15 protein-coding genes are annotated in these 13,601 nt (G+C 45.7%); 13 read left to right on the forward strand and 2 right to left on the reverse strand.

Going from position 1 to position 13,601, the window contains the following annotated elements; genetic code table 11:
• Positions 1–26: 26 nt before the first annotated feature.
• From eno to rpoS, 8 genes are all read left to right on the forward strand, one after another.
• Positions 27–1,322, forward strand: a complete 1,296-nt coding sequence (eno, locus tag F0U83_RS02850; RefSeq protein ID WP_138986436.1) for a phosphopyruvate hydratase — start codon at positions 27–29, stop codon at positions 1,320–1,322.
• A 65-nt stretch (positions 1,323–1,387) separates the two neighbouring features.
• A complete protein-coding gene (ftsB, locus tag F0U83_RS02855; RefSeq protein WP_246077613.1) occupies positions 1,388–1,684 on the forward strand; it encodes a cell division protein FtsB in 297 nt (98 codons plus the stop codon).
• A 3-nt stretch (positions 1,685–1,687) separates the two neighbouring features.
• On the forward strand, positions 1,688–2,731 hold the full coding sequence (truD, locus tag F0U83_RS02860) for a tRNA pseudouridine(13) synthase TruD (protein WP_138986438.1): 1,044 nt from the start codon (positions 1,688–1,690) through the stop codon (positions 2,729–2,731).
• Positions 2,728–3,480: a 5'/3'-nucleotidase SurE gene (surE, locus tag F0U83_RS02865; protein ID WP_138986439.1), complete on the forward strand. Its 753-nt coding sequence runs from the start codon at positions 2,728–2,730 to the stop codon at positions 3,478–3,480. Before truD ends, surE begins: the two co-directional genes overlap by 4 nt.
• Positions 3,481–3,506: 26 nt before the next feature.
• The gene (locus F0U83_RS02870; protein WP_211343630.1) at positions 3,507–4,142 is read left to right on the forward strand and encodes a protein-L-isoaspartate(D-aspartate) O-methyltransferase; all 636 of its coding nucleotides are present in this window, start codon (positions 3,507–3,509) and stop codon (positions 4,140–4,142) included.
• Positions 4,143–4,152: 10 nt separating this feature from the next.
• The gene (locus F0U83_RS02875) at positions 4,153–5,091 is read left to right on the forward strand and encodes a polyprenyl-phosphate transporter (RefSeq protein ID WP_211343610.1); all 939 of its coding nucleotides are present in this window, start codon (positions 4,153–4,155) and stop codon (positions 5,089–5,091) included.
• 60 nt (positions 5,092–5,151) lie between these two features.
• Positions 5,152–6,054 (forward strand): peptidoglycan DD-metalloendopeptidase family protein, encoded by a 903-nt coding sequence (locus tag F0U83_RS02880; RefSeq protein WP_138986441.1) that lies wholly within the window; start codon positions 5,152–5,154, stop codon positions 6,052–6,054.
• A gap of 40 nt (positions 6,055–6,094) precedes the next feature.
• Positions 6,095–7,090: an RNA polymerase sigma factor RpoS gene (rpoS, locus tag F0U83_RS02885; RefSeq protein WP_138986692.1), complete on the forward strand. Its 996-nt coding sequence runs from the start codon at positions 6,095–6,097 to the stop codon at positions 7,088–7,090.
• Positions 7,091–7,115: 25 nt separating this feature from the next.
• Here the strand turns inward: rpoS and fdxA are convergent, their stop codons facing one another.
• Both fdxA and mutS read right to left on the reverse strand, forming a co-directional pair.
• Entirely contained in the window at positions 7,116–7,439 is a 324-nt protein-coding gene (fdxA, locus tag F0U83_RS02890; RefSeq protein WP_138986442.1) for a ferredoxin FdxA, read from the reverse strand.
• A gap of 21 nt (positions 7,440–7,460) precedes the next feature.
• Positions 7,461–10,028 carry a DNA mismatch repair protein MutS gene (gene mutS, locus F0U83_RS02895; protein ID WP_138986443.1) on the reverse strand — a complete coding sequence of 856 codons (2,568 nt, stop codon included), beginning with the start codon at positions 10,026–10,028 and terminating at the stop codon, positions 7,461–7,463.
• 86 nt (positions 10,029–10,114) lie between these two features.
• Between mutS and F0U83_RS02900 the strand changes: the two genes are divergently transcribed.
• The 5 genes from F0U83_RS02900 to F0U83_RS02920 all read left to right on the forward strand — a co-directional run bounded on the left by F0U83_RS02900 (position 10,115) and on the right by F0U83_RS02920 (position 13,463).
• Positions 10,115–10,612, forward strand: coding sequence for a CinA family protein (locus F0U83_RS02900; RefSeq protein ID WP_246077615.1), 498 nt, complete (start codon positions 10,115–10,117; stop codon positions 10,610–10,612).
• A gap of 86 nt (positions 10,613–10,698) precedes the next feature.
• A complete protein-coding gene (gene recA, locus F0U83_RS02905) occupies positions 10,699–11,742 on the forward strand; it encodes a recombinase RecA (RefSeq protein ID WP_138986444.1) in 1,044 nt (347 codons plus the stop codon).
• A gap of 152 nt (positions 11,743–11,894) precedes the next feature.
• Positions 11,895–12,488, forward strand: coding sequence for a rhodanese-like domain-containing protein (locus tag F0U83_RS02910; RefSeq protein WP_246077618.1), 594 nt, complete (start codon positions 11,895–11,897; stop codon positions 12,486–12,488).
• A gap of 13 nt (positions 12,489–12,501) precedes the next feature.
• Positions 12,502–12,927 carry a DsrE family protein gene (locus F0U83_RS02915; protein ID WP_138986445.1) on the forward strand — a complete coding sequence of 142 codons (426 nt, stop codon included), beginning with the start codon at positions 12,502–12,504 and terminating at the stop codon, positions 12,925–12,927.
• Between the two features lie 65 nt (positions 12,928–12,992).
• The gene (locus tag F0U83_RS02920) at positions 12,993–13,463 is read left to right on the forward strand and encodes a regulatory protein RecX (RefSeq protein ID WP_138986446.1); all 471 of its coding nucleotides are present in this window, start codon (positions 12,993–12,995) and stop codon (positions 13,461–13,463) included.
• Positions 13,464–13,601 lie beyond the last annotated feature (138 nt).

Below are 13,601 nucleotides of genomic sequence, written 5' to 3' on the forward strand. Positions count from 1 at the left end.
TGTTTTAGGAAAATTGGAGAGAAAAAATGGCTCAGATCGCCGATATTAAAGCACGTGAAGTGCTAGATTCTCGTGGTAACCCAACGGTTGAAGCGGACGTTATATTGACATCAGGCGTGATCGGTTCCGCTTGTGCACCGTCTGGCGCATCAACGGGATCTCGTGAAGCACTGGAATTACGTGATGGCGATAAGGGCCGTTATCTTGGTAAAGGTGTATTAAAGGCTGTAGCGGCGGTTAACGGTGTTATTTGTGATGCACTGAAAGGTATGGATGTTACCGACCAGCGAGCATTAGATAATAAAATGCTAGCGCTTGATGGAACAGAAAACAAAGAGAACCTAGGCGCCAATGCGATTCTGGCGGTTTCATTAGCAGCAGCTAAAGCGGCAGCCGTTGAAAAGGGTATCCCTTTATACGCGCATATTGCAGACATTAATGGCACACCGGGTCAGTTCTCTCTGCCTCTACCGATGATGAATATTCTTAACGGTGGAGAACACGCGGATAATAACGTAGATATCCAAGAGTTCATGGTGCAGCCTGTTAACTTCGATAAGTTTTCTGAAGGGCTGCGTTGTGGTGCTGAAATTTTTCACGCGCTCAAAGCTGTTTTGAAATCCAAAGGTTTGAATACGGCCGTCGGTGATGAAGGTGGTTTTGCTCCCAATCTGGCATCTAATGAAGAAGCGCTGGTTGTGATCAAAGAAGCGATTGAGAAAGCTGGCTACGAGTTGGGTAAAGATGTCACCTTAGCTCTAGATTGTGCCGCTTCTGAGTTTTACAAAGAGGGTAAATACAGTCTGTCTGGTGAAGGCAAAGTATTTGACGCTGAAGGTTTTGGCGATTACTTGGCTGAACTCACAGAAAACTATCCTATTGTGTCGATTGAAGATGGCTTAGATGAGTCTGACTGGGATGGCTGGGCTTATCTTACTAAGAAAATAGGTGACAAAGTTCAGCTGGTTGGTGATGACTTGTTCGTAACCAATACGAAGATTCTATCGCGTGGTATTGAGCAGTCCATTGGTAACTCTATCCTGATTAAATTTAACCAGATTGGCTCGCTGTCTGAAACGTTGGATGCCATCAAAATGGCCAAAGATGCTGGTTTTACCGCGGTTATCTCGCATCGTTCTGGCGAAACAGAAGATACGACTATTGCTGATTTGGCTGTTGGCACGGCCGCAGGTCAAATAAAGACGGGTTCACTTTGCCGTTCTGATCGTGTAGCTAAATACAACCGTTTATTACGTATTGAAGAAGAGTTAGGTGATAAGGCGATTTATAATGGCCTTTCTGAAATCAAAGGTCAGGCGTAATTAAGCCAAGACCTGTTAGAAAAGGGGGCTGAGGCCCCCTTTTTAGACTCTGAGGTATGCTATTCGTGTTTCGCTGGTTTCTATTCGTGCTGATTATCATTTTTCTAGGTTTGCAGTACCGCTTATGGTTTGGCGAAGCTAACCTACTATTAGTCCGGCAGCTAGAAAACCAAATAGCAGATCAACAGAGTGAGAATGAACGTTTGCAAACACGTAATAGACAGCTCGAAGCAGAAGTGATGGATTTAAAAAAAGGTTTATCGGCCATTGAGGAGCGTGCTCGAAGCGACCAAGGGATGATTAGGCAAGGAGAAACGTTCTATCAATTGGTTGAGCCATCCCCGGTTCGAAAGGAAAAATAAAGCATGAATCTGCCTACTGATTATCAGTTTCTTTATGGCAAGCCTGTGAGCCGCGCCATTATTAGGCATACTCCGGAAGATTTTCGAGTATCAGAAATACCCTCATTCTTACCGGAAGGTGAAGGTGAGCATGTATTTCTCCTGATACGTAAAACGGGTGAAAATACAGACTGGGTTGCTAGGCAGCTGGCTGGCTTTTGCCAAATACCTGTTAATGATGTGGGATATGCGGGTAAAAAAGATCGTCACGCCGTTACCGAGCAATGGTTTAGTGTGAAGTTACCTATTAACAGGCAGATGACATGGTCTTTATTTGGCGGTGAAACCATTCAGGTTTTAAAAGCAGAGCGGCATCTTCGAAAACTAAGACTGGGCTCTCTATTAGGAAATCGCTTTTCATTACGTCTGCGCAATGTCACAGATGAGCAGTCCTTTATAGAGCGTATTGATATGATTAAGTCAGGTGTTCCTAATTACTTTGGGGAGCAGCGTTTTGGGTTCGATGGCGGGAATCTCGCGAAAGGTGTCGCATTATTAAAAGGCGAGTTTAAAGAGCGTCAACGTCATAAAAAAGGTTTGTATATTTCGGCGGTACGCTCTTGGTTATTTAACCATTGTGTTTCTGAGCGAATTCGACAAAATTTATGGAATACTATTTTGCCGGGAGATGCGATGGTGCTCTCCGGTAGTAAAAGCCACTTTGTCGCTGAGGCGCTAGATGAAGTGTTGCCTGAGCGTTTAGCTAAAGGCGATGTGCATCTGAGCGCTCCCCTTTGGGGAAGAGGGCGCTTACAGAGTACAGATGAGGCAGCCGAGTGGGAGTCCAAAACGGTAGAACCGTGGGACGAAATCACAGAGCGTCTTGCATACGTCGGGCTACAGCAAGAGCGTAGATCGATGCGACTGATACCTGACGGGTTGCAGGCTGAAAAAGAAGCGGATGGCACTTGGCTATTGAACTTTTCATTACCTGCTGGCGCATTTGCTACCAGTGTACTTAGAGAGCTATGTGATTTTTCTCAGGAAGGGCCGGAACCGCAGCCATGAATAATATTTTGATATCAAATGATGATGGAGTGTTTGCGCCGGGCTTGGCTGCGTTAGCTAATGCTCTATCTGAGGTGGCATCGATTCAAGTTGTTGCCCCAGATAGAAACCGTAGTGGAGCAAGTAATGCGCTTACTCTTGATAGGCCTGTCGATGCTCATCGTCATGATAATGGCTTTGTAAGCTTGTCTGGGACACCAACGGATTGTGTTCATATGGGAGTGTCGGGTCTTTTTGGTGCGGTGCCGGATATTGTGGTCTCTGGTATTAATGCGGGTGCCAACCTAGGCGATGATGTTATCTATTCAGGCACAGTGGCCGCAGCGATGGAGGGCCGCTCATTAGGGTTGCCGCCGATTGCTGTCTCTTTAGCGGGGCATTACCCTAAGCACTACGAAACAGCGGCTGCAATTGCGAAAACGATCGTTGAAAATGTAAGCTCTTTAGGGCTGCCAGCAAGGTCTGTTCTGAATGTTAATGTGCCAGATCTACCTCTTAGTGACATTCAAGGTATTCATATTACTCGGCTAGGCCATCGTGCAGCAGCAGGCAAACCAGAAAGTTCAAAAGATCCGCGGGGTAAGGTTCGGTATTGGGTAGCGGGTGCTGGGGATGCTTTGGATAATGCCCCGGGTACGGACTTTTATGCGGTTGAGCATGGGTTTGTTTCGATCACTCCCCTGCATATTGATATGACATTTTACCCAGGGATGGAACGATTAGGAGACTGGTTGGAGGGTTTGCTTTGAGTAGTGTTCAGCTGCAAGGGATAGGTATGACCTCGCGGCGTACAAGGGAACGTCTGGTTACACGCTTGCGTGAGCAAGGTATAAAAAGCCTGCCCGTATTGGATGTTATATTAGGTACGCCGCGTCACCTCTTTATTGATGAGGCGCTAGCGCACAGAGCGTATGAAGACACGGCTTTACCCATTGGCTTCAATCAGACGATTTCCCAGCCCTATATTGTTGCTAGAATGACGGAGCTTTTGCTTTCTGAGGGTGTGGTGAAGTCAGTACTTGAAGTAGGTACAGGGTCAGGGTATCAAACAGCAGTTTTGGCCCAGTTGATCGATAAAGTCTATTCCGTTGAGCGTATTAAGCCCTTGCAGTTAAAAGCAAAGGAACGATTTCGCGTTATGGGGCTGAGAAATATTTATCTACAGCACTCTGACGGCGGTATGGGGTGGCCATCTATGGCACCTTTTGATGCCATCATTGTTACCGCAGCACCTGAATCCATTCCTGAAGAGCTTCTAGAGCAGCTAGCAATAGGTGGGCGACTGGTGATTCCTGTGGGGCAAAACCAGCAAGAGCTTAAATTAGTGGTTAAAAAATCTGATAAAGAGTTTGAAACTCGAATAATTGAGCGCGTAAAGTTTGTACCGCTGCTTTCGGGAACGGTACGTTAAGGAGAAACATTTGAATCAGAAGCGCTCGCCTAAAGAATATATATTACTGGCCTTGAAAGGCATGATGATGGGTGCTGCGGATGCAGTCCCTGGGGTATCTGGCGGTACGATTGCTTTTATTACCGGGATATATGAAGAATTGATTGGGAGTATTCGTCGTTTTGATCTTGAGGCACTGAAATTACTCTTGAGTAAAGGAATAGGTGCTTTTTGGCAGCATGTGAACGGTAATTTTTTGGTGACGCTTATTGGTGGAATAGTGATTAGTCTTGCCAGCTTTGCCCACATTGTCCTGTTTTTACTTGATCATTATCCGGTTCTTCTGTGGTCTTTCTTTTTCGGTTTAATATTGGCCTCGACATGGGTAATCGGGCGGCATATTCCACGTTGGGACCTTTCTATGATCATGATGTTTTCTGTGGGAGCATTAAGTGCTTACTTGGTCACATCCATGTCACCAACGCCAATAGAGGCAACCCCTGTGTTTTATTTCGTATCAGGTGCGATTGCTATTTGTGCGATGATCTTGCCTGGTATTTCTGGCTCGTTTATCTTACTGCTGTTGGGTATGTATACCCCCGTTTTACAAGCTGTTAAAACGTTTGATGTGATCTCACTGGGTCTGTTTCTGAGTGGCTGTGCTATTGGTATTCTCAGTTTTTCACGAGTGCTGACATGGTTGTTTCAGCATTGTCGGTTAGTAACGTTATCTTTGTTATCAGGTTTTTTATTGGGATCCTTGAATAAGGTCTGGCCTTGGAAGTACACCACATCCTATACCATTGATCGACATGGTGAACAGGTGCCGTTGGTTCAAAGCAATGTTTCACCTTTTAGCTATGAGGCACTGACAGGACAAGAATCTTATGCACTATTTGCTCTATGCTTGTTAATAGTAGGAGCGGTGATAGTGTTACTAATGGAAAGAGGACAAACACCTGTTAGGTAAATTGTGATCAAATCTTTTAAAGCGTTTTTTCAAATTTTGTCATCAGTTTGGCTGATATTTATGTTATTGATCATACAGGGGTGTGCGTCAGGGTACGCCCCTGTGACAGATCAGTCGATTCAGCTGGAGCAACAGGTAGAGATTGTTCGAGGTGACAGAGGCAATAAAAGAGAAAAGGCTGGAGATTCACCTGCAGAATATGTCGTTGTAAGGGGAGATACGCTTTATTCAATCGCATGGCGGTATGGCTTAGATTACCGCGATATTGCTAAAAGAAATCGCATTGGTAGTGCTGATCATATCTATGTCGGGCAGCGTTTGAAATTGACCCAAGCGCCAGTTCAGTCGGTGGTTGCAGAGCTGCCTGAAATGAAAAACGAGCTAACCAATTATTATGAGGAAGCACCTCGCAAAGCAAAGCCAATAGCCAACCCTGCTCCTACAGCTAAGACCCCGGTTAAAACTTCGCCAACCACTATACCTAAAGCTACTGTCAAGCCTAACCAGACTAAACCCGCGAAAGTCGTTGTTTCTCCGTCTGTTCCAGAGAAAGTTAAAAAGCCTGACACCTCTGGTACACCGAAAAGCCAGGCACTTGTTTGGAAATGGCCAGCAAATGGCAGTGTAATAACACGTTTTAAACCTCGTGACGAAATGAACAAAGGCATTAACATAGCTGGCCGAAAAGGAGATCCGGTTTATGCAGCAGCAGCTGGTAAGGTTGTTTATGCGGGAAGTGGTCTGCTGGGTTATGGAAATTTGATTATTATCAATCACAACCAAGAATACCTAAGTGCATATGCGCACAATAGTCGCATTTTGGTGACAGAAAGTGATAATGTTAATGTTGGAGAGAAAATTGCCGAAATAGGTAGTAGTGGGGCAACGCGAACAATGTTGCACTTTGAAATACGCAAGGATGGTAAGCCTGTAAACCCGCTACAGTATCTGCCAAGACGGTAGGCTATTAAAATTATAATTTATTCGAAAGGTACAGACGGTGATGACAAGTCTCGACAGCAAAGATCTAGAAAATGATGAAGTGTTGCTCGATTCCGAGGATGATTTTGATTTCGATTCGGAAGCCGATTCAGATGATGAGCAGCCTGAGTTTTTAAATAGTGGTCGAGGGAGGGGGAGTTTGGCGCATAAGGATTTGATGAATGCCAAGTCACTGGATGCGACACAACTGTATTTAAATGAGATTGGCTTCTCTCCGCTTCTTTCCGCTGAAGAAGAGGTTTATTTCTCGCGCCTAGCCCTTAAGGGTGATGAAAAAGCAAGAAAACGAATGATTGAGAGCAATCTCCGTTTGGTGGTTAAAATTTCTAGGCGTTACATCAATCGTGGTTTGACGCTCTTAGATCTGATCGAAGAGGGGAACCTTGGGCTGATTCGGGCGGTTGAAAAATTTGACCCAGAGAGAGGCTTTCGTTTTTCAACATACGCGACTTGGTGGATAAGACAAACGATTGAACGGGCTATCATGAATCAAACCCGTACTATTCGATTGCCTATCCATGTTGTAAAAGAGCTTAATGTTTACCTTCGCGCAGCTAGGGAGTTATCGCAGAAGTTGGATCATGAGCCCACTGCAGAAGAAATTGCAGAAGTGGTTTGTAAGCCCGTAGAGAGTGTCCAAAAGATGCTGGGCTTGAACGAGCGCGTTGCGTCTATCGATGTACCCATGGGGGACTCTGATAAGGCTGTTATTGAAACCATCGCTGATCGTGAGAATTCTGACCCTGAAATCTTGCTACAAAACTCGAATATTAGTGGCAACTTAGAAAAGTGGTTAGATATGTTGCCAGATAAACATGCTGAAGTGCTATCGCGTCGCTTTGGTTTGCGAAACTATGATATGAGTACCCTAGAAGAGGTGGGTAGTGAGATAGGGCTAACCCGTGAGCGTGTACGTCAAATTCAAGTAGAAGCGCTACGCAAATTGCGTGAGATAGTTGAAAAGAACGGCTTGTCTAGTGAAGACCTGCTCAAGTAGTTGCGCAAGCCTTTACTGAGTATCTCTATTTAATCAGGAGGGCAAGTTTATCGGGCTTGCCATCCCATGCTTGCGCATCAGGTAGCGGTTCTTTGCGCTCCTTAATGTTTGGCCACTGTTCTGACAGTTGAGCATTAATCTCAATAAAGATCTGCTGTGTATCGGGAACCTCATCATCCAGATAAATCGCTTCGGCAGGGCATTCGGGTTCGCACAGTCCGCAGTCAATACATTCGTCGGGGTGTATGACGAGAAAATTTTCCCCCTCATAAAAGCAATCCACAGGGCAGACTTCCACGCAGTCTGTGTATTTGCAGCGGATGCAGTTTTGTGTCACGACATAGGCCATTTATTATCTCCTAACGGTTAATTAGAGTTTAGCCTTTAACGAATATAGCAGCTCCAGCGCTTCCCGTGGGGTTAAGCTATCTGGATCAATTTGCTTTAGGTTTTCGATAGCGGGATGTACTGCCGTGTTAAACATGTCATTCTGAACTGGTGGGGGTGGTGTATGCGCACCATTTGTTGAGACGGCATCCGACTCAAGTTGCACCAGTTTCTTCCTTGCTTGAGCAATAACATGGTTAGGTACACCTGCTAATTGGGCAACCTGTAAGCCATAACTTTGGCTAGCGGGGCCCTCCTGTACTTCATGCATAAATACAATGTTATCTTTATGTTCCAACGCTGTTAAATGCACATTAAAAACACCTGTTTGCTGGTCGGGTAACGCTGTGAGTTCGAAGTAGTGAGTCGCGAATAGGGTAAAGGCTTTAATCTCTCGGGCGAGGTATTCCGCTGCAGACCAAGCAAGAGATAAGCCGTCGAAGGTGCTGGTTCCTCTGCCTACTTCATCCATCAGAACAAGGCTGTTAACCGAAGCATTATGGAGAATATTTGCGGTTTCAGTCATCTCAACCATGAACGTTGAACGACCGCCTGCAAGGTCATCGGAGGAACCCATACGAGTGAAAATTCTATCCAGAATGCCGATTTCAACATGATCAGCTGGAACGTAGCTGCCAGTATGTGCAAGCAAGGCGATGAGTGCTGCCTGACGCATAAATGTGGATTTACCTCCCATATTGGGACCGGTAATAATCAGCATTCTTCTATCGGGGTGCATGTCTAAATGGTTGGCAACAAAAGGAGTGTCTAATACCGCTTCCACGACGGGGTGGCGGCCTCCTTGGATTGAGATGCCCGGTGACTCATTGAGTGTTGGTGCACAAAAGTTAAGCGTATCGGCCCGCTCTGCTAAGTTAGCCAGTGTATCCAGTTCAGCAATGGCCTGTGCAGCCTCTTGAAGAGGTGATATCTGTTTAGCAAGTAAACTTATGATCTCTTCATATAATGCCTTTTCGCGCGCTAACGCACGGCTCTTAGCGCTTAGCGCTTTATCTTCAAACGTTTTTAATTCGGGTGTGATGAAGCGCTCTGCGTTCTTTAGGGTTTGGCGGCGGATATAATCGGCAGGCGCGGCGCTGGCTTGCCCTTTACTGATTTCAATGAAATAACCATGAACACGGTTATAACCGACTTTTAATGTAGCAATACCGGTTCGCTCTCGTTCTTGTTGCTCCAACTTAATCAGGTAATCGCCTGCATTTTCACTGATATTACGCAACTCATCTAGCTCTGCATCATACCCCTCGGAAATGACACCGCCGTCACGGACGACTACAGGAGGGTTATTGATAATGGCTTTGTTAAGTAATTCTGATTCGGCGGGGAAGGTCCGAATTTTTTCTGCCAATAAGCTTAGATGGTGAGGGCGTTGTGAGCATGTGAGTAATGTATGCAAATCAGGTAGGCAGGCAAGTGCTTCTTTGAGACGCTCTAAATCCCTTGGTCGTGCCGAGCCTAAGCCAACCCGAGATAGGATGCGCTCAATATCGCCAATCTGTTTGAGTACTTCAGAGATACCTTCGTAACGATACCCTTCTTTTAACCAATGGATCGTGGTTTGTCGAGCAAGTAGCTGTTCTCTGTTGCGAAGCGGTTGGTTGAGCCAGCGTCTTAGCATTCGACTGCCCATTGGCGTGGCTGTTTTATCCATGACACTGGCCAGCGTGTTGTCCCGACCGCCAGCTAGGTTCTGATCTATCTCAAGGTTGCGTCGCGTGGAAGCGTCGAGGATAACTGTATCTGAACGCTGCTCTATCTGGAGGCGGCGAATATGCGGCAGCGCCGAGCGTTGGGTGTCTTTAGCATACTGGAGAAGGCATCCTGCAGCGCTGATAGCAGCTTTCATTTCAGCGCAGCCAAACCCTTGTAGATCTTGTGTATTAAATTGTTGGCAGAGTAGCCGCTCCGCGGTCTCGATTTCAAAATGCCAAGGCGACTGAGCTCGGATGCCTTTCCTGTTTTGGAGAATAGCCGTAAGGCTGAGCTCATCATTGTAGAGAATTTCAGAGGGTTTTAGTCGTTCTAATTCAGCGGTGAGACTCTCTTCGTCAGCTAGTTCCATTAGGCTAAAGCGTCCGGTACTTATGTCCATCAGTGAGATGCCGAATGTGCTGTTGTCTTGATGGATAGCGAGTAAAATATTGTCTTGAGTCGCATCTAAAAACGCCTCATCACTTAGAGTGCCGGGAGTAACAATACGTGCTACTTTCCTTTCTAGTGGCCCTTTGCTGGTGGCGGGGTCGCCAAACTGTTCACAAATAACAACGGACTCACCCGCTCGCACTATTTTCGCTATATATCCTTCAGCGGCATGATAGGGCAAGCCCGCCATAGGAATAGGATTGCCACCTGATTTCCCTCTGGCTGTCAGCGATATATCCAGTAAAGCCGCTGCTTTTTTCGCATCATCATAAAAAAGCTCGTAGAAGTCGCCCATGCGATAAAACACGAGTTGATCAGGGTATTCCGCCTTGATCTTCAGGTATTGCTGCATCATAGGGGTGTGTTGGGGCTGTGTGGCTTTATTCATGATTTCTTAGGCTAACTGAGGTTGTGTCTGCATCCAGACGGGCATCATAATCACGACATTCTACGGTAATTAGAGAGGTATGCGTAGTGAATGACGTGAACAGGGAATCTATCTTGACGTTGGCTAGCCAACTGGGGGAACTGCTTGAAGCCCGTGATCTGAAAATAACCACGGCTGAGTCATGTACCGGTGGAGGAATATCTGAGGCTATTACGGCTATTTCAGGGAGCTCCGCTTGGTTTGAATATGGCTTTGTTACCTACGCAAATTCAGCTAAGCAGGCACTTCTAGGGGTAACAAGCAAATCCTTAGAGTCATATGGCGCTGTGAGCGAACAGGTTGTTGTGGAGATGGCGCAGGGGGCATTGGAAAAAAGCGGGGCAGATATTGCCATTGCGGTGAGTGGGGTAGCAGGGCCGGGTGGTGGCTCTGAAGAAAAGCCCGTTGGAACCGTCTGGCTGGCTTGGGCTCAGAGAGGTAAGGATGTATCAGCGTCTAGGTTTTTATTCCCAGGGGATAGACTTCAAGTGAGATCGCGAGCTGTGGCTGAGGGGATGCTAGGTGCCATTAGAAAACTTGCATGATAAAGGCTTGCATTTAAAAAACTATCTCGCAATAATACTGTCCATCTATACAGTATTATTGTCGTGATATACGAAAGGGTTGAATGATGGACGATAACAGAAAAAAAGCACTAGATGCAGCACTGTCACAGATTGAGCGCCAATTTGGTAAAGGTGCGGTTATGCGTATGGGGGATCAGCCCCGTGAAGCCATTCCTTCTGTTTCCACCGGCTCACTGGGGTTGGATATCGCGCTAGGTATTGGTGGCCTTCCTTTTGGGCGTATTGTTGAAATTTATGGTCCTGAATCCTCTGGTAAAACAACACTGACGTTGCAAGCTATTGCAGAGGCGCAAAAGCTGGGTAAAACCTGTGCCTTCGTGGATGCTGAACATGCGTTAGATCCGAATTATGCTGAGAAACTTGGTGTTAACGTAGATGATCTTTTGGTTTCTCAGCCTGATACGGGCGAACAAGCTTTAGAAATCACGGATATGCTGGTGCGCTCCAATGCGGTCGATGTCATTGTTGTTGACTCGGTTGCTGCGCTGACACCTAAGGCAGAGATTGAAGGTGATATGGGTGATTCTCATGTTGGTTTGCAAGCGCGCCTAATGTCGCAAGCGTTAAGAAAGCTAACCGGCAATGTTAAAAGCTCTAACTGCCTACTTATTTTTATTAACCAGATCCGTATGAAAATTGGCGTAATGTTTGGCTCTCCTGAGACAACAACGGGCGGTAATGCATTGAAGTTTTATGCATCAGTGCGCTTAGATATCCGTCGTATTGGTTCTGTTAAACAAGGTGACGAGGTTACCGGGAATGAAACCCGAGTCAAAGTTGTAAAAAACAAAGTATCGCCTCCATTTAGACAAGCAGAGTTCCAGATTCTTTATGGTCAGGGAATTTACCGCATGGGTGAGATTATCGATTTGGGTGTACAGCAAGGGCTTGTGGATAAATCCGGTGCTTGGTATGCCTACAATGGTGATAAAATTGGTCAGGGTAAAGCTAACGCTGCAAAATATTTGGAAGAGCATCCTGAGTCTGCACAGGCGATAGAAACCGCTTTACGTGAGAAATTACTCAACCTGCCTAAAGTCGAGGCGGTAGAAAAAGATGCAGCTGAAGCGGGCGAGTTAGATTTCTAGAGATTGTTTTCTCTTAAGCTGGGTGGGCTTTATAAACAGAGGGTTTTTCTGCGCATATAGCTCACTACTTTACATATTTATAGAGTTATCTCTTTTCTTTATTAGTTCTTTCTAATATATTTAGTTCTTCTAAATTAGAAAGGTCTAATTTTATGTTTTTTAAATCTCCTTCTGTGTTGGCGATGGCGCTTTGCTATACGCTGATCTCTCCTACAATTTATGCTGCTGAGAAGCCAGATAAAGTAACAGCCCAAACAACTTTGGGTTTGTATGTAACCGCGCAAGAGGCGTGGGAGTTGTTGAATAAAGATCCCGACGCGCTACTTGTTGATGTGCGAGATCCTATTGAAATCAAATTTACGGGATTTGCCTCTGGAACAGACATTCATGTGCCTTGGATGGTGTCCGACCCGCAGCAGTGGGATGAAAAAAGATCCAGCTGGGCTATGAAAAAAAATCCGCACTTCGAGTCACAAATGATATCGGCACTTGACAGTAAGAAGGCGAATCCAGAAACCGCTATCTTTGTAATGTGTCGTTCAGGTTCTACTCGAAGTGCCCCAGCCGTCAACCTATTAGCAGAAAAGGGTTATACCCGAGTCTGGACAATTGTAGATGGCTTTGAAGGTGGCAAGCTGCAGAGTGGTAACTCAAAAGGTGTGAGGGCAAAAGATGGTTGGCGGAACTCTGGGTTGCCTTGGGGTTACAAGGTGGATGCAGACATAGCGTGGAAAAATAGTTTCTAAAAGGAGTTAATGCATGAAGATGATCAAAATCGCTCTACTCGCTTTACTAACGAGCATATCTTTTCTGACGCAGGCCGAAGACGGTCAGAAAGCCCTGATTACCCTGACCAGTGAGCAGCAACAAACGCGAGGTATGGCAATGGTGCTAGCAAACTCCATGCAAACGCAAGGTGTTCAGGTGGATGTTCTTCTGTGCGATAGCGCAGGTGATATGGCACTACAAAATTACCAGTCGATGCCCTTAAAACCGAAAAATGTTACTCCTGAGCAGTTAATGCAGAAACTGATTAAATCGGGAGCGAGTGTAAAGGTTTGCGCACTTTACCTACCTAATGCAGGGAAAAATAAGGATGCTCTTATTGAAGGGGTGTCTGTTGCTAAGCCGCCAGAGATGGCTAAAATGCTAATGGCTCCGAATACAAAAGTGTTTAATTTTTAGTAACAACGGAGTTTCTGTTGCCAATAAAGGGACTTCTTAAGTCCCTTTTTAGTGGGATAAGCAAGATGGAAGTATTAACGGAGATCAAGCAAGCAGTGATGGGGCTGTTATCACGACGTGAATACAGTCGGTGTGAGATAGAGCGTAAGTATCTTTCAAGATTTGATGCTAATGCTTTATCAGAGGTATTAGACCAATGTGAAGAAATGGGATATCAAAGCGATCAACGATGTGCGGAATCACTTGTACGTAATAAAATCTCACAAGGCTACGGGCTACTAAAAATACTCCAGGAAGGCCGTAGAAAAGGTTTAGACGAGCTGTACATAAACGCTGCGCTGACTGAAGCTAACCCTGATTGGTTTGCAATTGCTACAGAGCTCTATCAAAGGAAGTTTGCTAAAGAGCCTGAGCAGCCGGACCGCAAGGCCTATGAAAAAAGAATGCGCTATATTACCAGCCGCGGATTTAGCTTTGATCAGGCGAAGGCTGCCCATGAATATCATCTAGAAAGCATCAAAAACTACCCCAATTAAGACTATAGTCCATCGTAATAGTTATCCTCTCTAGCAGAAAAAATTCGAACAATTTTTAACCTCGATATATACTTGGGCGCTATTTTGCGTGTGATTGGCGTCTAACAAGCCAGTTAGGGCTAACAGAAGGCGTATAAC

It is taken from the genome of Neptunomonas concharum (assembly GCF_008630635.1).
In the GTDB taxonomy this organism is placed as follows: domain Bacteria; phylum Pseudomonadota; class Gammaproteobacteria; order Pseudomonadales; family Balneatricaceae; genus Neptunomonas; species Neptunomonas concharum.

Excerpts from the sequence above, each read along its gene's own strand:
- truD (WP_138986438.1), top strand. The coding sequence starts at position 1,688 with ATGAATCTGCCTACTGATTATCAGTTTCTTTATGGCAAGCCTGTGAGC.
- recA (WP_138986444.1), top strand. The coding sequence starts at position 10,699 with ATGGACGATAACAGAAAAAAAGCACTAGATGCAGCACTGTCACAGATT.
- rpoS (WP_138986692.1), top strand. The coding sequence starts at position 6,095 with ATGACAAGTCTCGACAGCAAAGATCTAGAAAATGATGAAGTGTTGCTC.
- eno (WP_138986436.1), top strand. The coding sequence starts at position 27 with ATGGCTCAGATCGCCGATATTAAAGCACGTGAAGTGCTAGATTCTCGT.
- fdxA (WP_138986442.1), bottom strand. The coding sequence starts at position 7,439 with ATGGCCTATGTCGTGACACAAAACTGCATCCGCTGCAAATACACAGAC.
- F0U83_RS02870 (WP_211343630.1), top strand. The coding sequence starts at position 3,507 with ATGACCTCGCGGCGTACAAGGGAACGTCTGGTTACACGCTTGCGTGAG.
- surE (WP_138986439.1), top strand. The coding sequence starts at position 2,728 with ATGAATAATATTTTGATATCAAATGATGATGGAGTGTTTGCGCCGGGC.
- F0U83_RS02920 (WP_138986446.1), top strand. The coding sequence starts at position 12,993 with ATGGAAGTATTAACGGAGATCAAGCAAGCAGTGATGGGGCTGTTATCA.
- F0U83_RS02880 (WP_138986441.1), top strand. The coding sequence starts at position 5,152 with ATGTTATTGATCATACAGGGGTGTGCGTCAGGGTACGCCCCTGTGACA.
- F0U83_RS02915 (WP_138986445.1), top strand. The coding sequence starts at position 12,502 with ATGAAGATGATCAAAATCGCTCTACTCGCTTTACTAACGAGCATATCT.
- mutS (WP_138986443.1), bottom strand. The coding sequence starts at position 10,028 with ATGAATAAAGCCACACAGCCCCAACACACCCCTATGATGCAGCAATAC.
- F0U83_RS02910 (WP_246077618.1), top strand. The coding sequence starts at position 11,895 with ATGTTTTTTAAATCTCCTTCTGTGTTGGCGATGGCGCTTTGCTATACG.